Annotated in this window: 27 protein-coding genes; 16 read left to right on the forward strand and 11 right to left on the reverse strand. The window is 40.7% G+C overall.

The features are described from left to right. Window positions 1–115 precede the first annotated feature (115 nt). From EW142_RS02630 to EW142_RS02640, 3 genes are all read left to right on the forward strand, one after another. The gene (locus EW142_RS02630; RefSeq protein WP_130609258.1) at window positions 116–1,969 is read left to right on the forward strand and encodes a DNA topoisomerase IV subunit B; all 1,854 of its coding nucleotides are present in this window, start codon (window positions 116–118) and stop codon (window positions 1,967–1,969) included. Window positions 1,970–1,997: 28 nt separating this feature from the next. After that, window positions 1,998–4,625, forward strand: coding sequence for a DNA gyrase/topoisomerase IV subunit A (locus tag EW142_RS02635; protein WP_130609261.1), 2,628 nt, complete (start codon window positions 1,998–2,000; stop codon window positions 4,623–4,625). Between the two features lie 64 nt (window positions 4,626–4,689). Then, a complete protein-coding gene (locus EW142_RS02640) occupies window positions 4,690–5,646 on the forward strand; it encodes a sterol desaturase family protein (protein ID WP_130609264.1) in 957 nt (318 codons plus the stop codon). Between the two features lie 11 nt (window positions 5,647–5,657). On the opposite strand, the gene EW142_RS02645 is transcribed toward EW142_RS02640, so the two are convergent. The 3 genes from EW142_RS02645 to EW142_RS02655 are packed head-to-tail and all read right to left on the reverse strand — an operon-like array spanning window position 5,658 to window position 7,279. Next, complete coding sequence (locus tag EW142_RS02645; RefSeq protein ID WP_130609267.1) at window positions 5,658–6,467, reverse strand: TerC family protein; 810 nt, start codon at window positions 6,465–6,467, stop codon at window positions 5,658–5,660. 2 nt (window positions 6,468–6,469) lie between these two features. Then, window positions 6,470–6,847 carry a DNA topoisomerase IV gene (locus tag EW142_RS02650; RefSeq protein ID WP_130609270.1) on the reverse strand — a complete coding sequence of 126 codons (378 nt, stop codon included), beginning with the start codon at window positions 6,845–6,847 and terminating at the stop codon, window positions 6,470–6,472. Window positions 6,848–6,889: 42 nt separating this feature from the next. Further along, window positions 6,890–7,279 (reverse strand): helix-turn-helix transcriptional regulator, encoded by a 390-nt coding sequence (locus tag EW142_RS02655; protein WP_130609273.1) that lies wholly within the window; start codon window positions 7,277–7,279, stop codon window positions 6,890–6,892. A gap of 286 nt (window positions 7,280–7,565) precedes the next feature. On the opposite strand from EW142_RS02655, the gene EW142_RS02660 reads away from it, so the two are divergent. From EW142_RS02660 to EW142_RS02670, 3 genes are all read left to right on the forward strand, one after another. Then, window positions 7,566–8,675: a M14 family metallopeptidase gene (locus EW142_RS02660; RefSeq protein ID WP_130609276.1), complete on the forward strand. Its 1,110-nt coding sequence runs from the start codon at window positions 7,566–7,568 to the stop codon at window positions 8,673–8,675. Window positions 8,676–8,779: 104 nt separating this feature from the next. Beyond that, entirely contained in the window at window positions 8,780–9,259 is a 480-nt protein-coding gene (locus tag EW142_RS02665; protein WP_073176813.1) for an Lrp/AsnC family transcriptional regulator, read from the forward strand. Window positions 9,260–9,274: 15 nt separating this feature from the next. Then, window positions 9,275–9,790: a DinB family protein gene (locus tag EW142_RS02670; protein ID WP_130609279.1), complete on the forward strand. Its 516-nt coding sequence runs from the start codon at window positions 9,275–9,277 to the stop codon at window positions 9,788–9,790. Between the two features lie 8 nt (window positions 9,791–9,798). On the opposite strand, the gene EW142_RS02675 is transcribed toward EW142_RS02670, so the two are convergent. Both EW142_RS02675 and aroB read right to left on the reverse strand, forming a co-directional pair. Beyond that, the gene (locus tag EW142_RS02675) at window positions 9,799–10,137 is read right to left on the reverse strand and encodes a hypothetical protein (protein WP_130609282.1); all 339 of its coding nucleotides are present in this window, start codon (window positions 10,135–10,137) and stop codon (window positions 9,799–9,801) included. Window positions 10,138–10,231: 94 nt separating this feature from the next. Then, the gene (gene aroB, locus EW142_RS02680; RefSeq protein ID WP_130609285.1) at window positions 10,232–11,287 is read right to left on the reverse strand and encodes a 3-dehydroquinate synthase; all 1,056 of its coding nucleotides are present in this window, start codon (window positions 11,285–11,287) and stop codon (window positions 10,232–10,234) included. 90 nt (window positions 11,288–11,377) lie between these two features. Between aroB and EW142_RS02685 the strand changes: the two genes are divergently transcribed. After that, window positions 11,378–12,550 carry a proline dehydrogenase family protein gene (locus tag EW142_RS02685; protein ID WP_130609288.1) on the forward strand — a complete coding sequence of 391 codons (1,173 nt, stop codon included), beginning with the start codon at window positions 11,378–11,380 and terminating at the stop codon, window positions 12,548–12,550. Here EW142_RS02685 and EW142_RS02690 read toward each other — a convergent pair. The 6 genes from EW142_RS02690 to porX all read right to left on the reverse strand — a co-directional run bounded on the left by EW142_RS02690 (window position 12,547) and on the right by porX (window position 17,073). Beyond that, window positions 12,547–12,915, reverse strand: coding sequence for a DUF4258 domain-containing protein (locus EW142_RS02690; protein WP_130609292.1), 369 nt, complete (start codon window positions 12,913–12,915; stop codon window positions 12,547–12,549). The two genes, EW142_RS02685 and EW142_RS02690, sit on opposite strands and share 4 nt — an antisense overlap. A gap of 3 nt (window positions 12,916–12,918) precedes the next feature. After that, window positions 12,919–14,118, reverse strand: a complete 1,200-nt coding sequence (locus EW142_RS02695) for an alanine dehydrogenase (RefSeq protein WP_130609295.1) — start codon at window positions 14,116–14,118, stop codon at window positions 12,919–12,921. Between the two features lie 44 nt (window positions 14,119–14,162). Continuing rightward, a complete protein-coding gene (locus EW142_RS02700; RefSeq protein ID WP_130609298.1) occupies window positions 14,163–14,705 on the reverse strand; it encodes a hypothetical protein in 543 nt (180 codons plus the stop codon). Between the two features lie 89 nt (window positions 14,706–14,794). Next, complete coding sequence (locus EW142_RS16655) at window positions 14,795–14,932, reverse strand: hypothetical protein (RefSeq protein ID WP_165395208.1); 138 nt, start codon at window positions 14,930–14,932, stop codon at window positions 14,795–14,797. Between the two features lie 177 nt (window positions 14,933–15,109). Then, window positions 15,110–15,523 (reverse strand): tRNA (adenosine(37)-N6)-threonylcarbamoyltransferase complex ATPase subunit type 1 TsaE, encoded by a 414-nt coding sequence (gene tsaE, locus EW142_RS02705; RefSeq protein ID WP_130609301.1) that lies wholly within the window; start codon window positions 15,521–15,523, stop codon window positions 15,110–15,112. Between the two features lie 5 nt (window positions 15,524–15,528). After that, on the reverse strand, window positions 15,529–17,073 hold the full coding sequence (porX, locus tag EW142_RS02710; protein ID WP_130609305.1) for a T9SS response regulator signal transducer PorX: 1,545 nt from the start codon (window positions 17,071–17,073) through the stop codon (window positions 15,529–15,531). Between the two features lie 35 nt (window positions 17,074–17,108). On the opposite strand from porX, the gene EW142_RS02715 reads away from it, so the two are divergent. From EW142_RS02715 to EW142_RS02755, 9 genes are all read left to right on the forward strand, one after another. Next, window positions 17,109–18,326, forward strand: coding sequence for an HD domain-containing protein (locus tag EW142_RS02715; RefSeq protein WP_130609308.1), 1,218 nt, complete (start codon window positions 17,109–17,111; stop codon window positions 18,324–18,326). A gap of 32 nt (window positions 18,327–18,358) precedes the next feature. Further along, entirely contained in the window at window positions 18,359–19,396 is a 1,038-nt protein-coding gene (lpxD, locus tag EW142_RS02720; protein ID WP_130612415.1) for a UDP-3-O-(3-hydroxymyristoyl)glucosamine N-acyltransferase, read from the forward strand. Further along, window positions 19,380–20,783: a bifunctional UDP-3-O-[3-hydroxymyristoyl] N-acetylglucosamine deacetylase/3-hydroxyacyl-ACP dehydratase gene (locus tag EW142_RS02725; protein WP_130609311.1), complete on the forward strand. Its 1,404-nt coding sequence runs from the start codon at window positions 19,380–19,382 to the stop codon at window positions 20,781–20,783. Before lpxD ends, EW142_RS02725 begins: the two co-directional genes overlap by 17 nt. After that, window positions 20,784–21,569: an acyl-ACP--UDP-N-acetylglucosamine O-acyltransferase gene (lpxA, locus tag EW142_RS02730; protein WP_130609314.1), complete on the forward strand. Its 786-nt coding sequence runs from the start codon at window positions 20,784–20,786 to the stop codon at window positions 21,567–21,569. A gap of 4 nt (window positions 21,570–21,573) precedes the next feature. Then, the gene (gene efp, locus EW142_RS02735) at window positions 21,574–22,140 is read left to right on the forward strand and encodes an elongation factor P (protein WP_130609317.1); all 567 of its coding nucleotides are present in this window, start codon (window positions 21,574–21,576) and stop codon (window positions 22,138–22,140) included. Window positions 22,141–22,146: 6 nt separating this feature from the next. Beyond that, window positions 22,147–23,085, forward strand: coding sequence for a UDP-3-O-(3-hydroxymyristoyl)glucosamine N-acyltransferase (locus EW142_RS02740; protein WP_130609320.1), 939 nt, complete (start codon window positions 22,147–22,149; stop codon window positions 23,083–23,085). 58 nt (window positions 23,086–23,143) lie between these two features. After that, on the forward strand, window positions 23,144–24,016 hold the full coding sequence (sucD, locus tag EW142_RS02745) for a succinate--CoA ligase subunit alpha (RefSeq protein ID WP_130609323.1): 873 nt from the start codon (window positions 23,144–23,146) through the stop codon (window positions 24,014–24,016). A 110-nt stretch (window positions 24,017–24,126) separates the two neighbouring features. Next, window positions 24,127–24,873: a 3-oxoacyl-[acyl-carrier-protein] reductase gene (gene fabG, locus EW142_RS02750; RefSeq protein WP_130609326.1), complete on the forward strand. Its 747-nt coding sequence runs from the start codon at window positions 24,127–24,129 to the stop codon at window positions 24,871–24,873. A 5-nt stretch (window positions 24,874–24,878) separates the two neighbouring features. Further along, entirely contained in the window at window positions 24,879–26,912 is a 2,034-nt protein-coding gene (locus EW142_RS02755) for a vWA domain-containing protein (protein ID WP_130609329.1), read from the forward strand. The last annotated feature ends 7 nt before the right edge of the window (window positions 26,913–26,919 follow it).

The following is a 26,919-nucleotide window of genomic DNA, read 5'->3' on the forward strand; positions in this document are numbered from 1 at the left end:
TACCTAAGAATTTAGTTGCTTCCATCTATCAACAGTACTTGTTGATTAATTTCTGGTCCCGCTACTTTTATTTTTGTGGCTAAATTTTATATTAGCTAGGATTAACCCCAAGGTAATGGCTGAGAACCAATATACAGAGGACAATATTCGATCACTCGATTGGAAGGAGCACATCCGCCTGCGCCCTGGAATGTATATTGGTAAATTGGGCGATGGTTCTTCTGCGGATGACGGCATTTATATTTTGCTCAAGGAAGTCATCGATAACTGTATCGACGAGTTTGTAATGGGTGCAGGAAAAACCATTGACATTGCCATCAAGGAAAATATCGTCACTGTTAGAGATTACGGTCGCGGTATTCCTCTTGGAAAAGTAGTCGATGTTGTTTCCAAAATGAATACCGGTGGAAAATACGACACCCGCGCTTTTAAGAAATCTGTCGGTCTTAACGGAGTAGGAACCAAGGCTGTGAATGCACTTTCCACCTATTTCAAGGTAGAGTCCACTAGGGATGGCAAATCTAAATCTGCTGAGTTCAAGACCGGAAATCTCACCAATGAGGAGCTTCTGGAAGAAACTTCCAGACGTCGAGGCACCAAGGTAAGCTTCATTCCAGATGAAACCATATTTAAAAAATATAAGTACCGTAGCGAGTATGTGGAGCGGATGCTCAAAAACTATGTGTATCTCAACCCCGGGCTTACCATTGTCTTTAATGGGGAAAAATTTCATTCTGAGAATGGGCTAAAAGATTTATTGGAGGATAATAACAATGTATCCGACATGCTCTATCCCATCATCCATTTGAAGGGAAACGATATTGAGGTCGCCATTACACATAGTAAAACACAATACAGTGAAGAGTACCATTCGTTTGTAAATGGACAACATACCACCCAAGGCGGAACCCACCAAGCTGCATTTAGGGAAGCCATTGTAAAAACCCTCCGTGATTTTTATGGTAAAAATTATGAAGCCTCCGACATTCGTAAGTCCATCATTTCCGCGATTTCAATAAAGGTAATGGAGCCCGTCTTTGAGAGTCAAACCAAAACCAAGCTTGGTTCTACGGAAATGGGAGGGAACCTCCCCACAGTTCGAACCTATATCAACGATTTTGTTGGGAAGTATTTGGATAACTACCTGCATAAGAATTCTACTACCGCTGAGGCACTGCAACGAAAAATTATCCAAGCCGAAAAAGAGCGCAAAGAACTTTCCGGAATTCGAAAATTGGCCCGAGAACGTGCCAAAAAGGCCAGTTTACATAACAAAAAACTTAGGGACTGCCGAGCGCATCTTCAAGATATGAAGAATGACCGTCGCTTGGAAACGACCTTGTTTATTACCGAGGGTGATTCCGCTTCGGGTTCGATCACAAAATCCAGGGATGTCAATACCCAAGCGGTGTTCAGTTTGCGTGGAAAGCCCTTGAATTCTTATGGGATGTCCAAAAAGATTGTCTATGAGAATGAGGAGTTCAACTTACTGCAAGCTGCTCTGAATATCGAGGAATCTCTGGAGGACTTGCGATACAATAATATTGTAATTGCTACGGATGCCGATGTGGATGGAATGCATATCAGACTTTTGTTGATTACCTTCTTTTTGCAATTCTTCCCAGAATTGATCAAAGAAAATCACTTATACATTTTACAGACACCACTTTTCCGAGTACGAAACAAGAAGGAGACCATTTATTGCTACAGTGAAGAAGAGAAGCGAAATGCGATTGAAAAACTTTCCGGTAAACCCGAAATAACCCGTTTTAAGGGATTGGGGGAGATTTCTCCGGATGAATTCAAACACTTCATAGGCGATGATATTCGTCTGGAACCTGTAATGCTTGACAAAGCCTTGAGTATCGACAACCTTTTGAAATTTTATATGGGGAAAAACACCCCAGACCGCCAAGATTTCATCATAAATAACCTTAAAGTAGAACTTGATTTAGTAGAAGAAAATTAACTGCAAACTAAACAAATAACCCTTCTGAATGGAAGAGAATGAAGCTTTGAACGAAGAAGGTTCGGAAAACCAAGAAAACTCCCAAGATACACTTACCAGAGTAACCGGAATGTACAAGGACTGGTTCTTGGACTATGCCTCCTATGTCATCCTTGAACGAGCCGTTCCCGCCATTGAAGACGGGTTCAAACCCGTCCAAAGGCGTATTATGCACGCCCTTAAAGAGTTGGATGATGGACGTTATAATAAGGTTGCGAATGTGGTAGGGCATACCATGCAGTATCACCCTCACGGTGATGCCAGTATTGCCGACGCTATGGTCCAATTAGGACAAAAGGACCTCCTTATCGATACCCAAGGAAACTGGGGTAACATCCTTACTGGAGATGGAGCGGCAGCTTCCCGATATATAGAGGCTAGACTTTCAAAGTTTGCCTTGGATGTTGTTTACAGCCCTAAGATTACGGAATGGCAGTTGTCTTATGACGGACGCAAGAAAGAACCTGTAAATCTTCCAGTGAAGTTTCCCTTGCTTTTGGCACAAGGGGCGGAAGGTATTGCTGTTGGACTTTCCACCAAAGTATTGCCCCACAATTTCAATGAACTTATTGATGCTTCTATCAAGCACTTAAAAGGACAACGCTTTAAGTTGTATCCTGATTTCCCTACCGCTGGAATTATTGATGTAACCAATTATAACGATGGAATTCGAGGAGGGAAGGTTCGTGTAAGGGCAAAAATAGCTACATTAAATAAAAACACACTGGTAATCAATGAAATACCATACGGAACCAATACTTCTTCTTTAATTGATTCCATACTGAAAGCCAATGATAAGGGTAAGATAAAAATCAAAAAAATCGAGGATAACACGGCTGCGGAAGTTGAGATTTTGGTTCATCTTCCGAGTGGAATTTCCCCTGACAAAACCATCGATGCGCTTTACGCTTTTACCTCTTGTGAATCTTCCATTTCACCACTTGGATGTATCATTAAGGACAACAAGCCCTTGTTTATTGGTGTAAAGGAGATGCTTGAAAGATCTACCGATTTTACCGTAGAACTTTTAAAGTCTGAACTGGAAATTCAATTGGGGGAACTAGAAGAACAATGGCATTTTTCCTCTCTTGAGCGAATTTTTATTGAGAACAGAATCTACCGGGATATTGAGGAAGAAGAAACCTGGGAAGGCGTTATTTCAGCAATTGACAAGGGGTTGAAACCTTTCACTAAAAATCTAAAACGCGCTGTAACCGAAGAGGATATCGTTCGATTGACGGAGATTCGAATCAAGCGAATTTCCAAGTTTGATTTGGAAAAAGCACAGCAGCTTATAGATTCATTGGAGGAAAAAATTGCGCAGACCAAACATGATTTGGAACATTTGGTGGACTTCGCCATTGCTTATTTCAAAGAACTTAAAAAGAAATACGGCAAGGGGAGGGAGCGCAAGTCGGAAATCAAGATTTTTGATGATATCGAGGCCACCAAGGTGGTAATTCGCAATACAAAATTGTATGTCAACCGTGAAGAAGGTTTTATAGGCACCTCTTTGCGAAAAGAAGAATATGTAACGGACTGTAGTGATATTGATGATATCATTGTTTTCACCAAGAAGGGCGAAATGATGGTGACCAAAGTGGATGCCAAAACCTTTATTGGAAAGAACATTATACATGTGGGTGTCTTCAAAAAGAAAGATAGCCGTACCACCTACAACATGGTATACAAAGACGGAAAAGGTGGCCCCAGCTACATTAAACGGTTCAACGTAACGGCCATTACACGAGATAAGATATATCAATTGGCCGGCAGCAAAGCCAGTGCCGACGTGTTGTATTTTTCTGCCAATCCAAATGGGGAAGCCGAAATAATTACTGTGATGCTTCGACAATCGGGAAGTATCAAAAAGTTGAAATGGGACTTGGACTTCGCCGATGTTTTGATAAAGGGCAGGGGGTCAAAAGGTAATTTAGTTACCAAATACGCGGTAAAGCGTATCGAGCTGAAGGAAAAAGGAGTGTCCACTCTAAAACCCAGAAAGATTTGGTTTGATGATGTTGTCAGCCGTTTAAATGTGGATGAGCGAGGTGAGCTCCTGGGTGAATTCAAAGGAGACGATTTACTTTTGATTGTTGATCAAAAGGGAAAGTTGAAAACCATCCCCCCCGATTTGCTTACCCGGTTTAATGATGATATGGTGGTGTTGGAAAAATGGAATCCGAAAAAACCTATTTCGGTGGTACATTTCGAGGGAGAGAAGGATCGCTACTATGTGAAGCGATTTCTCGTGGAAAATCCAAATAGGGAAGAACAAATTACATCGGAACACCCAAAGTCGTTTTTAGAGTTGATATCAACAGATTGGCGCCCAGTAATTGAAATTGAGTTCGCCAAACCTCGTGGGAAAGATGCCAAGCCCAACCAACAGGTCGATTTGGAAGACTTTATAGCTGTAAAAGGTATCAAAGCCATCGGAAACCAACTTACTTCCGAAAAGGTTAAGAACATCAACGCTCTAGACCCACTACCTTTCGAAGAGCCTAAGGAAGCCATTCCTGAGGATATTGAGGTGATAGATGAAGAGTCCATAGATATCTCTGATAGAGATGTAAAAACAAATAATGACGATTCTGATCAGCCAACATTGTTTTAGTCACTTATTCTGCCTATTTTGGCGGACAAGTACACACACCTAGCCATTAGCTGAAATATTTTATATGGAATTTACGAACCCGCTGGTTTACGGCGTGCCGGTTTTTATTGCCTTTATTTTATTTGAACTGACGTATAGTATCTCTCACGGAGACGACCATATCTACAACTGGAAGGATTTGGCGGCCAGTGGATTTATGGGGGTAGGTTCTGCGATTTTAGGCGCTCTTTTTAAAGTAGTTTTCGCCATTGTTTTTTTTGAGTTTGTGTATGAACTTTGCAACCCCTTGGTAGATGGCGTCCGGCGAAATTTTTTAGGTTATGAATCCTTCAGCTATGCCTGGTACGTATGGTTGTTGTGTCAACTTGCTGATGATTTTACCTACTACTGGTTTCATCGGGCCAATCATGAAATACGTATCCTTTGGGCGGCCCATATCGTTCACCATTCCTCGGACAATTTTAATTTGGGAACCGCGGTTCGCAATGGATGGTTCACCATTTTGTACAAGCCTTTTTTTTACATGTGGCTCCCTGTGATCGGCTTCCCACCAGAAATGGTCCTGGTATGTTTAGGGATTGAGGCCCTTTGGCAATTTCAATTGCATTCAGTATATGTGCCCAAACTTGGATTTTTGGAGAAGATTTTCAACACGCATACCATGCACCAAGTTCATCATGCCCAAAATATTGAGTATCTGGATAAGAACCACGGGGGGTTTCTCAATATTTTTGATAAACTTTTTGGCACATGGAAAGAGCTGGATGACTCCATCAATGTTAAGTATGGGGTAATCCATTCGCCCAACTCTTTCAACCCCATGGTCATTTTAACCCATGAGTTTAAAGACATCTGGAGCGATGTACGCAAGGCAAAAAAACTTTCCCATAAATTCATGTATGTCTTCGGACCACCGGGATGGAGCCCTGATGGAAGTACACTTACGGTAAAGCAACAGCAACAATTGTTCAGAAAACAAAAGCAATTGCAACCATCAGTGCTGTTCGAAAGGCCCAATTAAATTAAGGGCTCTTATCCTTCGGAGGCTTCTTTTGCTCTCTGGTTTTTCTTCATTCTGAGATCAAAAAATTCTACCATAAGGGAAAATGTAATGGCAAAGTACAAGTACCCCTTGGGAATGGCGCCAATTTCATTATCGAATACAACTAAGTGCGATAAATGCGCGGCTTCTGTGATGAGCATGAATCCGATAAGTATCAAAAAGGATAATCCTAAAATTTGTACTGAGGGATGACGGTTCACAAATTCTCCAACAGGGTTTGCGAATAACATCATGATAACCACAGAGACCACAACTGCAATGATCATCAAAACAAGAGCGTCAGTGGTATTAGGTGAGATTCCATTCGTCATACCGATTGCAGTTAATATGGAATCGAAAGAAAAAACAATATTGATAACGGTTATTTGAACAATGGCATTCATCAGGGAAGAAGAGCGTGATTTGGTCACCTCTCTTTCATCATGACCTCTATCCTCAATCTTTTCATGAATTTCCTTGGTACTTTTATACAGCAGAAACAAACCGCCCAGAAAAAGAATCAAAGCCTGCCAGCTTATTCCCCCATGGATCCACGATTCATCCAAAATTAAAAAAGGTTTTTTCATCTTGGTGAGCCATGTGATTCCAAAAAGCAACAGTATACGCATACCCATGGCCAGTATCAATCCTAGGTTGGTCGCCTTTTTTCGGTCCTTTCGGTCAAGTTTTCCTGCAGCGATGGAAATAAAAATGATATTGTCAATTCCTAGAATAATCTCCAGAAAAGTGAGTGTCAATAGGGCCATCCAGGCATCCGGACTGGTTAAAATTTCAAACATGGTCAGTGTATTTTGTAAGCGGTTCCTTTAAATTTTCGGGATTCTCCGATTGCGTTGTACTCAAAAGTATACGAAGAATCCGCAGTTGTCAATATTTTAATATGGATCGATTTTTCCTCGGCCTTGCTCTTCGGGTTTTTATTTTTGAGGATATACTCACAATCATTTATCCAACGTATGGAAGAAGTGTCTCTTTTTCCTTCAAAGAGATCGATTTCAATATTTTCGTCACGAATGAAAGTAGTAGTTTTTTTTTCACCGTCGATTTCTGCGGTAAATGAAAAGCTTCCGGTCTTAAAGTCAGTGCAGTTTCTATTTGGTGGGGAACTACAGGCTATAATTAGACCGAGTGCGATATAACTTACTATTTGCTTTGTCATGCTTGCAAAGTAAATCCAAACTCTGCAATTAAAAGAAATTGCTCAATGCTTTTTTGTCTCAAATGATTCAAAGGTGCCATCGGAATAGAATAAAACAACCCTCAGAACTTCCTTTGCATCCTTTAATGGCAAGGATAATCTTTGCTTTTTTTCTTGCTGCAAATTTGAAGGTTCGGAAATGTTCGGGGTAGGAGATTCCATCTCGGCTGAATCAGAAGGAAAACTTCCCTTCCCATTGAGCAGCCAATACAGATTTACTTCAGGAAAGGTTTGTACCACTTTCATTATAAAATCGAGACTAGGTCTATTACGTCCATTGAGTATGTGTGACATGCTCGACCGCTGCACCCCAATGCTGTCAGCAAAAGCTGAAACCGTAAGATCATAATGCTCTAAGAGTCTTTTTAAGCGTACTACAAATTCTTCATTCACAAATGTAAATTTATAGTGCTAAAAGTACGAACAATTAGGGGTAGTCGGCTCAAACAAGTATAAAAATTTATTAAAAAATTAAAATAATACATTTATATAAATTGTATTAAATCACTCTTTTATAATACTTTAAACAAATATTTTTAGAAGAGCAAAAAGATACCTCCCAGCGGTCACACATTTGTAAAAGATAATTAACAAATGTCAAGCAAAGTGGTCAAATTGGATTTTATTTTGATTACAAATGTAAATTGAATGGTATTTACTTTTGTAACTTTATAGTCAAATGCCGAGAGACCTACATTCCGATTATAAGGAACCCTCATTATCGGGGAGATACATTACCCTGAATCAATTGAAAGATAATTGGCTCAAACCCTTGTCCACCTATTCCAATATTGTGGGTAAGTCCGTTCTCGAAAAGGATATCATAGCATTGACTATGGGGACAGGACCCAATAAGGTACTTATGTGGTCTCAAATGCATGGAAATGAATCAACCACCACCAAGGCGGTTGTCGACCTCACCAACTTTCTTTTATCCAATAGCGAAGAAGCAAAAGCCATTTTGGACTCCTGTACCTTAAAGATTGTACCTATTCTGAATCCTGATGGTGCAGAGGCATACACCCGGATGAATGCCAATAACATTGATCTAAACCGGGATGCTAAAACTAGAAATCAACCTGAAAGTCGAGTTTTAAGGGGACTATTTGATTCTTTTCAACCGAAGTTTTGTTTTAATCTGCATGATCAGCGCACCCTTTTTAGTGCGGGCCCGTATCCCAAATCTGCAACGGTTTCCTTCTTATCGCCCGCGAGCGACGCTGAGAGAACTATTACATCCTCAAGGGAAGAGGCGATGAAGCTTATAGTGGCCATGAACCAGGTCTTGCAGACCTTAATACCCAATCAGGTGGGCAGATACGATGACTCCTTTAATGAAAACTGCGTTGGCGATGCCTTTCAAATGGAAGATGTTCCAACTATATTGTTTGAGGCCGGACATTACAAAAATGATTATCATCGTGAGCAGACTCGTAAGTATATTTTCTATGCGCTGTGGGAAGCTATACGCATTATATCAGCCAACAGTTCTACTTTGTTTAACGTCTCAGAGTACTTCAATATCCCCGAAAATGAGAAATTGTTCTTCGATATTTTAGTACATAATGCTCATCTAGTCAATACCAAACTAGAGAAAGGAAGCTCCATGGGCATTCGATATACTGAATCTTTAGACGGTGATTTTATTGATTTTATTCCGAAAATACAGGGACGGGGGGATTTATCGGGCTTTTTTGGCCATAAAGTTTACGATTGTTCCCATGAGAATGACATGAGGTCGATTTTGGCGGAGAAAAAAATCTTGAAAGTACTTAACAGCTCAGAATAGAATTTTGGTCAATTCTTGAACATTCTTACATTTTTTTTACAAAAAGTGGTTTTTTTTTACGTAATTTTTCCTAATTAACTACTTTTGTTGAAAATACTAACACTATGAGCAAAGTAAAATTAGACGAAATCGATCACCAAATATTGGATATGTTAATTGACAATACTCGTACCCCGTTCACGGATATTGCCAAAAAATTATTGATTTCGGCAGGGACAGTTCATGTCAGGGTTAAAAAAATGGAAGAATCTGGGATAATTAAGGGCTCGTCCTTAACCTTGGACTATGTAAAACTTGGGTATTCGTTCATTGCCTACGTTGGTATCTTTTTAGAAAAAACGCATCAGACCAAGTTTGTTTTAGAGCGATTGAACCAAATTCCTTATGTCACTGTCGCCCACATAACAACTGGTAAATTCAACATATTCTGCAAAATACGTGCTCGTGATACGACCCATGCTAAAAATATCATTTTCAAAATAGATGATATCGATGGAATTAGCAGGACCGAAACTATGATTTCCTTAGAGGAAAGCATAAACGATAAAAAACGTTTAATGCACACCATTTTCAACGAACTGTAAGTATATACCTCTTTCATGCTGTCTTCTGATTTGCTCCCTTCGGAATATCATCCGTACTACGCTGGGTATATCAATATTGTTGATGATGTCCACTTGATGTCTGCCCTTCAGAAAGGAAGGGATGTGTTTTTGGATTTTGTCTCAACGTTTCCTGAGAGTAGGTTGCACTATGCCTACGCAGATGGAAAATGGACTGCAGCCGAGGTACTTGTTCATATACTTGATGCTGAGCGTGTATTTCAATATCGTGCCTTTCGCTTTGCTCGAAATGATAAGACAGCCTTACCGGGCTTTGAACAGGACGATTATGTGTTGGAATCGAAGGCGAATGATAAAAGCAAGGAAGAAATTCTTCAAGAATTTACGGGTATACGTGATTCCACATGGGCCCTTTTTGCTTCTTTAAATGAAAATGAGCTTAAAAGAGAGGGGTCTGCAAGTGGCTCATTGATGAGTGTGAGGGCGTTAGGGTTTGTTATTTGTGGTCATCAGAAACATCACCTGGGCATTTTAAGAGAGCGTTATTTATAGAACCAATCCTAAAACAACGGGTCACTTTCGTTTTCACCATCTGATTCCAAATCGTTGTTTGGATGGACTTCTCCTTCTGCTGGAAAAGCGACTTCCGGCTCTTCTTTTTTAACCAGCTCTTTTTCAATGTTTTCTTCAAAACTGGAAATAAAATTGGAAAGGCTTTTACTGATTTTTACCAGATAAATGGTATCCTCGGTACGTACTTCTACTGCTTCTACAATTTCTCCACTTGGTTTTTTTAGGGTGATGATGTCGTCATCGCCATATCCATAGGGATAAGAATCAATAAGCCGGGCGGCTACGGAGTGATCCAACTTCCTGTAGTCTATTAAAATTCGTTTCATGGCAGGTGGTATTGGTTTACCTACCTAAACTATAAATTTTTAGAGCGGTTGTATCCAAAGAGTTGTCAACGCCAATTTTTTGTGTATGTAAAGATTATTCTTTGTAGTAAGCGAAGGCTTTTTGGAAAAGATTCTCGGGTACCTTCACATCGGTCAAGGCCGACCCGATTTCCTGGAGCAACACAAAATTTATATTGCCATGGGCATTCTTCTTGTCATACTTCATTAAGTCGATAATGTCCTTGATATCCTCTTCTTCGAAATCCACGCGATTAAAATGACTTAGAAAAGTTTCTTTGATTTCTTGAAGTGACAACTTGGACAAACCTTTTAATTCATGGGATAGATAACCTTCTAAAATCATGCCTACTGCAATGGCTTCTCCATGAAGTAATGGGGGTTTATGGGAGCTTTCCAAAAAATAAGATTCTATTGCGTGCCCAAGGGTATGGCCAAAGTTTAAAATCTTTCGAAGTCCTTGCTCCGTTGGGTCTTCGCTAACCACTTGATTTTTTATAGCAATCGATTTTTGGATGGAGCCGGCTGTAGAAAAGTTTTTTTCCGTTCGAAGGCACTCCCAATAAGCGGCATCTAGAATCAATCCGTGTTTTAGCATTTCAGCATATCCGCTTTTGGTTTGCCTGGTATCCAATGTTTTTAACAATTCAGGAAAAACCAAGACCATTTGGGGTTGATTGATAACCCCAACTTGATTTTTCAGCGAACCCAAATCCACTCCAGTCTTTCCCCCAATCGAAGCATCCACCATAGCCAGGAGGGTAGTGGGGATATTGATAAAATCGATGCCTCTTTTAAAAGTCGACGCCACAAAACCACCTAAATCCGTCAAAACCCCGCCACCTAAATTGATCAGCAAACTTTTGCGATCAGCTCCACGGTTGGATAATTGTTGCCATAGGGCATAACAGGTTTGAATAGTTTTATGTTCTTCCCCAGGAGTGATTTTCAAGACATGGTCGATGTGTTTGGCCAGTATGGAATTCAACTTTGGAAGACAGTGCTTTTCGGTGTTATCATCCACCAGAACAAATATTTTGGAATAATTGCTTCGTTGCAAATGCTGTGTCAACGTAGCCTCTGCCAACTCCTCAAGGTATACCTCGTACGTATCTGATGTAATAGGGTCCATAATGCAAATGTGACACTAAATAAAGACTATTTTTATAGATAATCTTATCGAATCCCTACTTATATTTGATTTGTTATTAGATTGTCAAAAATGCACATGAATTTTGAGAATACTGCAATCGCTTTTGACCTAAAAACCGATTCGGAACTCGAAAGGGCCTACTTCCTTTTCAAACTGATTGCCAACGAACCTCTTGTTAGGATAGGTACTGCCGTTACCAATTTTGCCATTAAGGCCCATTTGCCCATTGAAGGGTTGATACGGGCCACGGTATTCGACCATTTTTGTGGTGGTACCCATGAGGAAGACTGCATGCCCATAATCGACAAGATGTTTGAAAAAGGGGTGTGTTCCATTTTGGATTACTCGGTGGAAGGGAAAGAGATAGAAGACCAATTTGACTTTGCATTACAAAAAACGCTCGAAGTACTTGACTTTGTGAAAGAGAAGGATGCGATTCCCTTCGCCGTTTTTAAGCCCACAGGTTTTGGGCGTTTTGAACTGTACCAGAAAGTCAGTGAAAATAAACCCTTGACCGAAGATGAGAAGGCGGAATGGCAGCGTATAATTGACCGATACCACCAAGTTTGCAAAAAGGCTTTTGATTTGGATGTCTCTCTTCTTATCGATGCCGAAGAAAGTTGGATGCAAGAAGCTGCCGATGACATAGCGCTGCATATGATGCGTAGATATAATAGGGAAAAGGCTGTGGTTTTCAATACGGCACAGATGTACCGATGGGATAGGTTGGCGTATATCCAAGAAATTCATGAGATAGCTTCCCAAGAAGATTTTGTGGTGGGACTAAAGGTCGTTCGAGGCGCTTATATGGAAAAAGAAAATGAAAGGGCTGAAGAACTGGGGTATAAAAGTCCCATTTGCACCTCAAAACAAGCCACCGATGAAAATTTTGACGCGGCAATAGCCTTTATGATGGAAAATTTAGAACGCATGGCCATTTTTGCTGGAACGCATAATGAACTGAGTTCTTTGAAATTAGTGGAGCAAATGGTAGATATGAAGATTGCCAATAACAATCCTAAAATATGGTTCGGCCAACTTTTTGGAATGAGTGATCATATCACCTATAACCTATCCAATGCCGGATATAATGCGGCGAAGTACGTGCCTTACGGCCCGGTTAAGGATGTTATGCCCTATTTGATTCGCAGGGCTGAGGAAAACACTTCAGTCGCTGGGCAAACTACTCGCGAACTTTCGTTGTTAAAAAAGGAAAAGGAACGAAGGAAGTTGGATATTTAGTAGCTGAGACTTTCTACTACAATACTGTCCTTGCAGTTTTGAACTTGGAGTATTCTTTTACGATTATCAATATCTTTTTCGATGCGATAGATTTTGCATGGCTCTGATTTCGTATCACTATTTCTAAAATCAATATCGCCATCCTTTAAAAAGGATTGAATCAATATCGTGTCGCGAAATGTTTCCTGCAATTTATCCCCAAATACCAAAGGCTTGGAGCGGAGGTCTTTCAAAACCCTGCAATTGGGAAAGTAACAGAATTCCGTTCCCGTTTCCTCTGACTTTTTCTGAAGAAAGAAAACCAAAAAAACAATACCAATGGAAAGGCCAACCAAATACCAACCCAAGCGCCGTAAGAATGCCATGGACTAAAAAATAAGAAAGTTAATATCGCTATAGGAAAGCCCGAACCAATCCCCAACGGATTTGTTGGTCAAAATGCCGTGATACATATATAACCCGTTGCGCAATCCGCGATCGAAACGAAGGGAATGTTCCAGACCACCATCTTCCCCGATTTTCAGCAAATAGGGGGTAAAAATATTGCTTATTGAAATAGAGGATGTCCGTGGATAGCGTGCTGGAATATTGGGCACCCCATAATGGATGACATCAAACTTTTCTACGGTGGGTTTATCGTGGGTGGTGATTTCTGAAGTTTCAAAACAGCCACCCATATCAATGCTCACATCAATAATAACAGCTCCCTTTTTCATGTTTTCCACCATGGAACTGGAAACTATAACAGGAGTGCGGTCCTTACCTCGGGTTGCACCGATGGCCACATCACATCTCTTTAAAGCCTTCAATAAATTTTTGGGTTGTATTGTAGAAGTATAGATGGTTCGGTTTAAGTTGGTTTGTAGGTTCCGCAATTTGGTCAAGGAATTATCAAATACTTTGATGTTGGCACCTAGTCCCAGTGCGGAACGTGAGGCGAATTCACCAACAGTACCTGCTCCAATAATGACGACTTCAACAGGAGGCACGCCACTGATATTTCCAAACATCAATCCGTTTCCCTTGTTGGTGGTAGCCATAAGTTCAGAGGCGATGAGGATGGAAGAAATTCCGGCAATCTCGCTTAAAGATCGTACAGCGGGATACTTACCATCTTCGTCCCTGATATATTCAAAGGCAATGGCGGTCAATCTTTTTTTCGCCATGTTTTCAAAGTAGGCCTTGCTTTGTGTTTTTATCTGAAGGGCCGAAATCAAAATGGTTTGCGGATTCAACAAATCCATTTCGGCGAGGGTAGGGGGCTCCACTTTTAAAATGAGCGGACAAGAAAATACTTTCTTTACGTCGCGAGTAATCTCGGCACCGGCATTGGTATAATCCGCATCCGAAAAATTGGCACCCTCTCCGGCACCTGCTTCTACCAATACACGATGCCCATGGGCCGTAATGGCGTTGACGGCATCGGGGGTAAGACAAATTCGTTTTTCTTGGTATTGGCTCTCCTTGGGAAGACCGATAAACAGTTCTCCCTTTTGCTTTAAAATTTCGAGGGTTTCTTCCTGGGGTAAAAGTTGCTGTTTGCTAAAGGGTGAGGAGGGTTGGTTCATACGATGTAAAGCTATTCACAATACCTTTAAGGTAACGAACAAATTTACATTTTTTTCGAAAGGGTCTGTTGGCGTTGTTCCAGTTTCTCACGCTCTTTACGAAGTTCTTCCTTTTCTTTAAGGATTTGAAGTTCAGTGTCCATAGCGTCGAGATCAATACCATGCACGTGTTTATCCACTAGTTTAACCCTAATGAAATAAACTACGGGAACAACTACCATGGTTACAGCAATCACATATAGAATTTCGTTCTCGTCTATTATCTGAGATTCATAGGTCAGAACGCTGAACAGTTGAAAGCTATACATGGCAATGGGTATCAAAATAGCATGGTACCACCAATGTTTACAGGTGGCAAACCATATCACCAATAATAGCAGTGGTGTGATTTTAAGAAGATAATAGTAGAATGCACTACTAACATCGGAAAAACCATTATTGGAAAAAGTAATTCCCAAAAAGTTTAATTCCGTGCCATCAGAAGGCATATATTTCCAACAATAGTGGATAATTGGGGTGATTGCTATAATTAAAGTGATCAGGCCTTCAATAACTAACTTGCGCCTGATTTTATTTTTGTCACTCATATAGACATAACTGCCAACCCTTGAAAATATTGTACAAAAAAACCCTTCATAAAAAATGAAGGGTCTTTTAACCGTAATCTTAGCTCGGCTTAGAACTTAATTTGATCCTTTTTTCGAATGCTTGGCACATCTTCCAAAGTATCTTCAACAATGACTGAGGTTGACACAACTGTCATTGCCAAAAAAGCAACAGCTAAGAGTCCAAAAAAAACTTTTTTAGTGTTCATCGTAAAAGAGTTTTTGGTTAATAAATGAATTCATCTATGGTTCAAAAGTAGGAAAATATTTCAACCTACCCTACACTTCGTCGATAAAAATTGCATTTTATCCTAAAAACTCAACATTTAATCGAGAAGCACTTGCACAATAAATGATTTGTTTGAAGATAACTGTAATGAATGGGTTCAGGGATTTAACTCGACTGAACGTGTGTTTTCATCGATGAAGCGTAAATGCACCTTCTCCGAATTTTCGGGCAAAAGGGAGGTGATTTTCTCTGGCCATTCAATGAAAATCCATGCATCGGAAGATGTATAATCCTCAAAGCCAAGGTCTAAGGCCTCAGCTTCCGTTTCAATACGGTAAAAATCGAAGTGGTAGGCAAGCAATTCATCCGATCCATCGTGATATTCGTTTACCAAACCAAATGTGGGACTACTGGCATAGTCTATTCCCCCTAGCCGTTTTACCAAAGCTTTGATTAAAGTGGTTTTTCCGGCGCCCATCTCACCAAAAAAACATAAGGTTTTGTTTTTGACCGATTTCACCAATTGCTCAGCAATTGCATCAATCTCTTGAAGTGTAAATTCCGTTTTCAATCTTATTATTTAGCCTCCAAAACTACAAAAGGAACAATCATTTCCTCCAAGGAAACACCACCATGTTGATAAGTGTTTCGGTAATATCCGACATAGTGATTGTAATTGTTGGGATAAGCAAAGAACAAATCGTTCTTGGCAAAGATAAAGCAGCTACTCAAATTAATGTTGGGCAAGTGAATTGACTGCGGATTTTTAGTGGATAGAACATCCTTTTCCTCAAACGTTAGACTCCGACCGGTTTTGTATCGAAGATTTAAGCTGGTTTCGCGGTCACCAATTACCTTTGAAGGTTGCTTTACGTTAATGGTGCCATGATCCGTGGTCAAAATCAATTTCATGCCCAAATCCTGGGCTTGCTGAATGATCTCCAATAGGGGAGAATTTTTAAACCAGCTAAGCGTCAAAGATCGGTAAGCCTTATCGTTTGATGCCAACTCTTTGATGACCTCCATTTCGGTTTTGGCATGTGACAGCATATCCACAAAATTGTAAACCACGACGGTCAGATCATTGTCTTTTTGCGACCTAAAATTCTGCGCCAGATGTTTCCCCTGTTTGAGACTACTTATTTTATGGTACTCCCAATTCAAGTTGAGCCCCAAGCGTTTCAATTGTTCGCCCAAGAACTCTGCTTCGAACAGATTTTTACCACCCTCGTCAGTATCGTTCTTCCACCAATCGGGATATTTCTTTTCCATATCCAAAGGCATGAGTCCAGAGAAAATAGCATTACGGGCGTATTGGGTCGCTGTAGGAAGTATACTGTAATAGGAACACTCCTTTTTCTTTTTATAATGCACGCCGAGAGCTTCCTCAAAGGCCCACCATTGGTCAAACCTAAGGTTGTCAATAACCACCAAAAGCGTTTTGCTCGATTGCAGTTCTGGCTTGATCATTTCGCGAAAAAGCGTATGTGACATAATGGGTCCATCATCACCATCAAACCAATCCTGGTAATTCTTGTCCACAAATTTGCTGAACTGTGAATTCGCTTCAACTTTTTGCGATTCCAGAATTTCGAACATTCCAGAGTCTTCAATTTCCTCCAATTGCAGTTCCCAATAAATCAACTTTTTATAAAGCTCGGCCCATTCCTTATGACTGTTCACCATGGAAAGGTCCATAGCGATTTTTCGAAACTCCTGCTGATAATTGGCCGTGGTCTTTTCCGAAACCAATCGCGAATTGTCAAGACTCTTTTTAAGCGAGAGTAAAATTTGATTGGGATTGACGGGCTTAATGAGGTAATCGGCAATTTTTGAGCCGATGGCTTCATCCATAATGTACTCTTCCTCACTTTTGGTGATCATTACCACTGGAATAGAGGCATCGTGTTTTTTAATCTCGTTGAGGGTCTCCAGGCCAGAAATGCCCGGCATGTTTTCATCCAAGAAAACAATATCGAAAAATCGCTCATTTATTTCTTCCAAAGCATCCTGCCCACTTTGGCAAGTGACCACTTCGTAGTTTTTCTTTTCCAAGAAAAGGATATGGGGTTTGAGCAGGTCTATTTCGTCATCCACCCATAAAATTGTAATCTTGTTCATATAGTGCCTATCTTTACAATCTTAAATTAACTTCCTTGGTGCAGACCAAAAAGCTTAAACTCTTCAACGATCCAATTTACGGTTTTATTGGAACTCCAAATGAACTTATTTTTCGGCTGATAGGCCATCCGTATTTTCAGCGGTTGCGAAGAATTTCCCAAATGGGTATGTCCTACTTGGTTTATCCAGGGGCCCACCACACCCGATTCCATCATGCTTTGGGAAGTATGCACTTGATGACGAAGGCCATTCAGGTTTTAAGATTGAAGGATATAGAGATATCTGAAGAGGAGGAAAAGGGCTTGTTGGGGGCCATTTTGCTTCACGATATCGGGCATGGTCCTTTTTCACATGCTTTGGAGGGATTCATTATAGATGGTGTAGGTCATGAAACACTTTCACTGGAATATATGAAGGCACTCAATGAGGAATTCGATAGTGCCTTGGACCTTGCCATTGAAATATTCAATGGAAAATACCCGAAACCCTTCTTGAATCAGTTGGTTTCCAGTCAGCTCGATATGGACCGATTGGACTATTTAAAGAGGGACAGTTTTTATACCGGAGTGACCGAGGGCAATATCAACTCTGAAAGACTGATTTCAATGCTCAATGTGGTCGATGGCAATTTGGTTGTGGAGGAGAAAGGGATATATGCTATTGAAAAGTTTCTGATGGCACGAAGATTTATGTATTGGCAGGTGTACTTGCACAAAACTAGCCTTGTTGCCGAGCAGTTGCTTATTCGAATTATGCAGCGTGCGAAGGAATTGATGCCAAATCAATCAATTTTAGGTGAAGATTCAACATTATATCGTTTTCTATTCGAAGAGAAGGAAGTTGGTGTCAATAGGGATAGGTTAAGTCAATTTGCTTTATTGGACGATATAGATATTTTGGCCGCTATTAAAAAATGGAGGTTCCATGAAGATTTTGTGCTATCAAAAATGTGCCAAATGCTTTTAGATAGAAACTTACTTACTATCAAATTAAAGAAATCACCCGTACAGCCTGAAAAGGTGGAGGCCAAATTAAATAGCACAAGCGGACAATTTGGTATTTCAAAACAAGAAGCAAGCTACTTCGTTTTTACTGGAGAAATTTCCAACAACACCTATAATCAACAGGAACAAGAAATCAACATTTTAAAAAAGAATGGGAAAGTAGTACACCTTTTAAAGGAATCTGATGCTTTGGGAACTGATTTCATTTCAAGAAAGGTGACCAAGTATTATCTCTGCTACCCGAAATAAGCTGTTTGGCAAATTTTGTTACTTTTGCAGCAATGAAATTCACGGCCACCCAAATTGCTGGTATTTTAGAGGGAGAAGTAGAAGGAAACCCGCAAATCGCAGTACACAAATTATCGAAAATAGAAGAGGGAGAACAAGGTTCTTTAACGTTTCTCGCCAACCCTAAATATACCTCTTACATTTATTCGACAAAAGCTTCAATTACTATTGTCAATAAAGACTTTGTTCCTGATCAGGAAATTTCTACAACTTTGATTAAGGTGGATGATGCCTATAAATCCTTTTCAAAGCTTTTGGAATATTATGATAAGGTAAAGAACAACAAAATTGGACTTGAGTCTCCCTGTTATATAGGGGACAACGTAGCCTATGGAGAAGGTTTTTATTTGGGAGCATTCTCATACTTGAGCGACAACGTGAAGATTGGGGACAATGTGAAAATATTTCCCAACGTCTACATCGGAGATAACGTAACCATTGGTGATGATGTTATTGTTTTTGCCGGCGCCAAAATTTACTCTGAGTCCATTATTGGCAATGGCTGTGTAATTCATAGCGGAGCTATAATTGGAGCCGACGGGTTTGGATTTACACCCAATGAAAAAGGGGAATACAGTAAAGTTCCACAAACCGGAAATGTTATATTGGAAGATAACGTGGATGTTGGAGCGGGTACCACTATCGATAGAGCTACCTTAGGGTCTACCATTCTAAGAAAAGGCGTAAAACTCGACAACCAAATACAGATTGCCCATAATGTAGAAATAGGGGAGCACACCGCCATAGCCGCCCAAACGGGTATTGCAGGCTCTACGAAAATTGGAAAACACTGCTTGATTGGCGGCCAAGTAGGCATTGTAGGACATATTACTATAGGGGATCGGGTGAAAATTCAAGCACAATCAGGTATTGGGCGAAACATTAAGGATGACGAAGTACTGCAAGGTTCTCCGGCCTTAAACTATGGTGATTACAACAAGTCCTACGTCCATTTTAAAAATCTTCCAAAACTAGTCAACAAAATAAACAACATAGAAAAACAAGTAGAAGGTAGTGAAGACAAACGTTAAGCAACGCACTATAAAGAAAAAGGTTACGCTGAAGGGAGTAGGTTTGCATACGGGTGAAAATGTTACCATGTCCTTTCTTCCTGCTAAGGAAAACCATGGTTTTGCCTTCAGGCGGGTTGATTTGGAGGGAGAGCCCATAATAGAGGCTGATGCCAACTATGTGGTGAATACCCAAAGGGGCACCAATCTGGAGAAGAATGGCGTAAAGATTCATACCTCTGAACATGTGCTGGCCGCTTTGGTAGGTCTTGATGTCGACAATGTGCTCATAGAGCTGGATTCTCCAGAACCACCCATTATGGATGGATCTTCAAAATTCTTCGTAAAAGCACTCGAGGAAGCTGAAATCGTTGAACAAGAACTTGACCGCGAAGAATATGTGGTTAGAGATGTTATTTCATACAGGGATGAGACCACAGGGAGCGAAATTACAGTTATCCCCTCGGATGCCTATCAGGTCACTACCATGGTAGATTTTGGGACAAAGGTTTTAGGCACCCAAAACGCCAATTTGGAAAACTTAGCGGACTTCAAAACGGAAATAGCCGACGCACGAACATTTAGTTTTCTTCACGAATTGGAAATGCTTTTGGAGCATGGTCTTATCAAAGGTGGCGATTTGAACAATGCCATTGTTTATGTTGACAAGGAGATTTCTGAATCAACCATGAAAAAGCTTGAGAAAGCATTTAGGAAAGAGAAATTGTCCGTGAAACCAAATGGCATATTGGACAACCTTACCTTGCATTATCCCAATGAAGCAGCACGACACAAGTTGTTGGATGTGATTGGCGATCTCGCACTTACGGGTACTCGAATCCAAGGAAAGGTCATTGCGAATAAACCTGGTCACTACGTCAACACTCAGTTTGCTAAAAAGCTTAAAAAAATAATCAAACAGGAGCGAAGGAATTCAGTTCCTGATGTTGATTTGCATGCAGCGCCGGTCAAGGACATCAACCAAATTATGGACATGCTTCCGCACAGACCTCCATTTTTATTGGTGGATAAAATCATGGAATTGTCCGAGGAACATGTAATAGGAGTGAAAAATGTCACAATGAATGAGCCTTTTTTTGTGGGTCATTTTCCTGGAGCACCTGTTATGCCGGGGGTCCTTCAAATTGAAGCCATGGCCCAAACAGGAGGAATTCTGGTTTTAAGCACGGTTCCTGACCCGGAGAATTATTTGACATATCTCCTGAAAATTGACAATGTAAGATACAAGCAACAAGTTGTTCCTGGAGATACCCTTATTTTTAAGCTCGATTTGCTTACACCTATCCGAAGGGGTATCTGTCAAATGCAAGCACGTGCCTATGCAAATGGCAGACTCGTATCTGAGGCTGAGATTATGGCACAAATCACCAAAGTAAAAGGAAACTAGATGAATCAACCCTTAGCCTACGTACACCCGGGCGCCAAGATTGCGAAAAACGTAGTTATTGAACCCTTTACCACCATCCACAATAATGTAACGATTGGGGAAGGCAGTTGGATTGGTTCCAACGTGACAATAATGGAAGGAGCCCGTATCGGGAAAAACTGTAATATATTTCCTGGTGCCGTTATTTCAGCAATGCCCCAAGATTTAAAATATCAGGGAGAGGAAACCACTGTGGAAATCGGTGATAATACAACCATTCGTGAATGTGCTACCATAAATAAGGGCACATCGGACCGAATGAAAACCAAAATCGGCAACAACTGTTTAATTATGGCCTATTGCCATGTTGCACATGATTGTATCGTTGGTGATGGTTGTATTTTTAGTAACAATTCTACACTCGCGGGCCATGTGACCATAGGTCAAAATGTGGTTTTGGCTGGTATGGTGGCCGTACACCAGTTTGTTTCCATTGGTAACCATGCCTTTGTTACCGGAGGTTCTTTGGTAAGAAAAGATGTACCCCCTTATGTGAAAGCCGCAAGAGAGCCATTATCTTATGTGGGAATAAATTCTGTTGGACTTCGCAGACGAGGATTTGAGTCCGATAAAATCCGTGAAATCCAGAATATTTACAGAATTTTATACCAACAAAATTATAACAATACCCAAGCCGCATCCATTATCGAAGCTGAAATGGAGGCAACACCTGAGCGAGATGAGATTCTTCAATTCATTAGGGATTCCCAACGCGGTATTATGAAAGGTTACTTTAGTTCAAATTAATTCTATGGCCAATACATCTGATATACGAAAAGGGTTGTGCATTAGATACAACCACGATATTTATAAAATTGTGGAATTCCTTCATGTAAAACCTGGAAAGGGGCCGGCTTTTGTGCGGACCAAGTTAAAAAGTGTCACTACAGGAAAGGTTATCGACAACACTTTTTCCGCAGGGCACAAAATTGAAGATGTGCGGGTGGAGACCAGGTCATACCAGTATCTGTACGCCGAAGGGGATACCTTTCACTTCATGAATACCGACGATTACAATCAAATTGCATTGCAAAAAAGCTCATTGGACTCACCAGAGCTTCTAAAAGAAGGGGAGGTTGTCACCATTATATTTAACACAGAAGATAGCTTGCCTCTTTCGGTTGAAATGCCAGCAAGTGTAATCCTTGAAGTCACCCATACCGAACCAGGAGTTAAAGGCAACACGGCAACCAACGCCACAAAACCCGCTACCGTGGAAACTGGAGCGCGTATCAATGTGCCTTTGTTTATCAATGAAGGGGATAAAATAAAAGTGGACACTGAAAAAGGTGCCTATATGGAACGCGCAAAGGAATAGTACCCAATGAAATTTCCGAGAACTCAGACCTTAAAGGAAATTGCCCAACTTATTAACGTTGAATTCGTTGGCTCCGACGATTTTCCTGTAGAGGGGATGAACGAAATCCATGTTGTTGAAAAGGGAGATATCGTTTTTGTGGATCATCCCAAATATTACAATAAAGCACTTCAATCAGCGGCGACCGTAGTTTTGATAAACAAAAGAGTGGAATGCCCGGAAGGTAAGGCCCTGTTGATTTCAGATGATCCATTTAGAGATTTCAATAAGCTGACAGTTCATTTTAGACCATTTCAAGCTTCCAATAACTCCATCTCATCTAGTGCTACCATAGGGAAAGGCACGGTAGTTCAACCTAATGTCTTTATTGGTAACAATGTGACGATTGGAGAAAACTGCTTGATTCATTCCAATGTGGCGATTTACGATAATTGCGTGATTGGGGATAATGTTACTATCCACGCTGGAACCGTGCTCGGTGCAGATGCTTTTTATTATAAAAACCGCCCAGAAGGATTTGACAAGCTTATTTCTGGAGGTAGGGTGATTATACAAAACAATGTGGATATTGGCGCAGGATGCACCATCGATAGGGGAGTTACCGGAGATACCACTATAATGGAAGGCACGAAACTTGACAATCAAATACAGATTGGGCATGATACGGTTATTGGAAAAAAATGCCTAATTGCTTCCCAAACCGGAATAGCAGGCTGCGTGGTGATTGAAGATGAAGTAACCTTGTGGGGACAGGTTGGCGTAATCAGTGGAATTACCATTGGTAAAAAAGCTGTGGTTTTGGCCCAAACCGGAATCTCTAAGTCGTTAGAGAGCGGTAAAACCTATTTCGGAAGCCCAGCTGAAGAAGCAAGAGAGAAAATAAAACAAATAGCCTTTATAAAACGTATTCCTGAGCTATTTGAAACTTTGAAAAAGAATTCCTGAATTTGATTGGTTCAAATAACCATCAAAGCATATTTTTGCACAGCAACAAGATAAACTTATGAGCGTCTTAGTAAACAAAGATTCGAAAATAATCGTACAAGGTTTCACGGGTAGTGAAGGTACCTTTCATGCAGAACAAATGATTGAATATGGCACCAATGTGGTTGGCGGTGTAACCCCCGGAAAAGGAGGTCAAGAGCACCTGGGGAAACCCGTATTCAATACGGTGGAACAGGCCGTGCAAGAAGTGGGAGCCGATACCACCATCATATTCGTACCACCTGCTTTTGCTGCTGATGCCATCATGGAAGCGGCCAGTGCGGGGATTAAGGTGATCATTACCATTACCGAAGGCATCCCAGTAGGGGATATGGTGAAGGTTTATGATTACATAAAAGATTTTGATTGCACACTTGTGGGTCCAAATTGTCCCGGAGTCATTACACCTGAAGAAGCCAAAGTCGGAATTATGCCTGGTTTTGTGTTTAAAAAAGGAAATGTGGGAATCGTTTCAAAATCGGGTACTTTAACCTATGAAGCTGCTGACCAAGTAGTTCGACAGGGCTTGGGCATTACAACTGCGATTGGAATTGGAGGTGACCCCATTATTGGCACCACGACAAGGGAAGCGGTTGAACTATTGATCAATGACCCAGAAACTGAATGCGTGGTCATGATTGGTGAGATTGGTGGACAATTGGAAGCTGATGCAGCGCATTGGTACAAGAACAGTGGAAGTAAAAAGCCCATCGTAGGTTTTATTGCCGGGGAAACCGCACCTGCAGGAAGAACCATGGGGCACGCTGGAGCCATTGTAGGCGGTAGTGATGATACGGCCCAGGCCAAAAAGAGAATCATGAAAGAATGCGGTATTCATGTTGTGGATTCACCAGCAGAAATCGGTTCCAAGGTAAAACAGGTGATGGCCTAGCAAAGCGTTAAAACTATTGTAAATCCCGTTTGTTACGGGATTTTTTTTCGCCATTACCTAAAACAACAACTATATTTGAGTAATAACCATTCAGAGAAACAACACAGACCATGAAACTTTTAGAAGGTAAGAATGTAATCATTACAGGAGCCAGTCGAGGCATCGGAAAGGGAATCGCTGAAGTATTTGCCAAACATGGGGCGAATGTCGCTTTTACCTATAGCTCCAGCGAAGGACCTGCATTGGAATTGGAAAAAGAGCTTAAAGCTTTGGGGGTAAATGCAAAGGCTTATAAGAGCAATGCGGCAAGCTTTGCTGAATCTGAAGCTTTGGTGGCGGAAGTTTTGGAAAATTTCGGAAGCATTGATGTATTGATCAATAATGCAGGTATTACAAAGGATAATTTGCTGATGCGAATGGGGGAAGCAGATTTTGATGCGGTTATCGAAATCAATTTAAAATCCGTCTTCAATATGACCAAGGCTGTTCAAAGGACCATGCTTAAACAACGCAAAGGCTCCATCATAAATATGAGCAGCGTGGTTGGTGTAAAAGGGAATGCGGGTCAGGCAAATTATGCTGCTTCAAAAGCGGGAATGATAGGATTTACCAAATCCGTAGCCTTGGAATTAGGCTCAAGAAATATTCGGTGCAACGCTATTGCTCCTGGGTTTATAGAGACTGAAATGACCGAGAAATTGGATGAGAAGACCGTTCAAGGATGGCGCGATGCAATTCCATTAAAGCGTGGTGGCGCTCCGAAAGATGTCGCCAATGCATGTCTTTTTCTTGCCTCTGATTTATCCGCTTATGTTACTGGCCAGGTGTTGAATGTGGATGGAGGTATGCTAACATAAATTGCATGGAAATACGCACGGCATTACTTATTCTTTTGTCTGCCTCTGCGGCTTTTACCATAGTTTTTTATCAATATTTTTATCGAAACCCTAAAAAAGGAAGTCTTAAGACGATTCTAGCCGGCTTACGGTTTGTTGCCCTTTTTTGTGCTTTCCTGCTCTTGGTCAACCCGAAGTTGGTCAAGAATGAGTACTTTCTTGAAAAGGCGAATCTTATTTTTTTGGTCGATGACTCTGCTTCGATGCAACAATCCAATAAATCGGAAGAGGCCCTCAAAGCGCTGCAAGTATTGGAAAGTAATGAGCAACTCGCCGACCGTTTTAACGTGCTCAAATTTGGTTTTGGTGGCCAATTGTTGAGTGCCGATTCCTTAACCTTTTCTCAAACCAATACCGATGTTTCAGATGCGCTTTCCAAAACCAACGAACTTTTTGTAAATACCAATAATGCGATACTTCTTTTTTCCGACGGCAACCAAACCCTTGGGCGTGACTATGAATTTCTTGACCTGCAAAACAACCTACAAGTAAATTCATTGGTGGTGGGCGACACCACATCATATGAAGATATTTCAATAGAACAAGTGAACACCAATACCTACGCTTTTCTACGAAACAAATTTCCAGTTGAGTTCACCGTGAAATACAAAGGGAATCAACAAGTGCGCAAACTTTTAACCTTGACTCTGGATGGAAAAAGAGTATATCAAGAACGCATTTCATTGGATGGAAATGCCAATAACCAAGTGATCAATGCACTTGTTGAAGCCGAGACTGTGGGTTTGAAATCGTTGATTTTAAACGTTGAACCATTGGAAAATGAAAGAAATACCGCCAATAACAGAAAGGAAGTTGGACTTGAGGTGATTGATGAAAAAACGAACGTCACCATCATTACCGATTTTCTGCACCCCGATGTTGGTGCGCTTCGCAAATCAATAGAATCCAATGAACAACGAAAAGTAGCCATCGAAAAGCCGAGTGTCGACTCTAGGGTATTGGAGGAAACTGATGTTTTTATCCTTTATCAACCCAATAGTAGATTCAAGGAGATTTATGATTATCTCGAAAACAATGCAGTGAATTTTTTGACCATAACAGGTACAAAGACCGATTGGAGGTTCCTCAACCAGGTACAACAAAGTGTTTTTAAGGAGAGCTTTAATCAATCAGAAGAAGTAATTCCGGTTATGAATAATTCTTTTTCCACCTTTGGTCTTGGCACTTTTTCAGTTGAGGGCTATCCACCTTTATTAAGTAATTTGGGCGATGTGGAAATCAAAAAGGAGAACGAGACTATTTTGTTTCAACGCATCCGTGGTGTGGATTTGGACAAACCTTTATTTTCCTTGATAACCGAAGACTCTGGCAAAGAAGCAATTTTGTTCGGAGAGAATATTTGGAGGTGGAGGGCAAGCGCTTATCGAGATCAACAAAATTTCAATGATTTCGATGATTTTATCGGAAAAATGATGCTCTATTTAACCAGCTCTGCTCGGAAAAGCCGCCTAGAATTGGAATACAAATCGGTTTACGAAGGAACAGGTAGTGCTGCTATTCGGGCCTTGTATTTTGACAAGAGCTTTAATTTCAATCCCAAAGGGACCATAACCGCAATTGTAAAGGGTCGAGATAGCGATTTTGGAAGGGAGACCCCCTTGTTGTTGAAAGGATCATATTACGAATGCGATTTAAGTGATTTGGAACCGGGCACTTATGATTTTACCGTTACTGTCAGAGAAGAAAACATCTCGCGTTCCGGGGTGTTTAGGATTCTGGATTTTAACGCAGAAAACCAAATGTTGCCATCAAACCACAAAAAGTTAAAGAGGTTAGCTGATAAAACGGGTGGTGCACTATACTTTCCCGGAGATTTGGAAGTAGCCATTAATGATTTGATGGACTCCAAACAGTTTGTTCCCATCCAGAAGAGCAAGCAAAATGTCGTATCTTTAATCGACTTTAAAATTCTTTTGGGCCTAATAATTCTAAGCCTTGCCTTAGAGTGGTTCATTCGAAAATATAATGGATTAATATAAAAGGGAA

Origin of the sequence: Flagellimonas allohymeniacidonis, from assembly GCF_004296335.1 — a bacterium.
Lineage (GTDB): Bacteria > Bacteroidota > Bacteroidia > Flavobacteriales > Flavobacteriaceae > Flagellimonas > Flagellimonas allohymeniacidonis.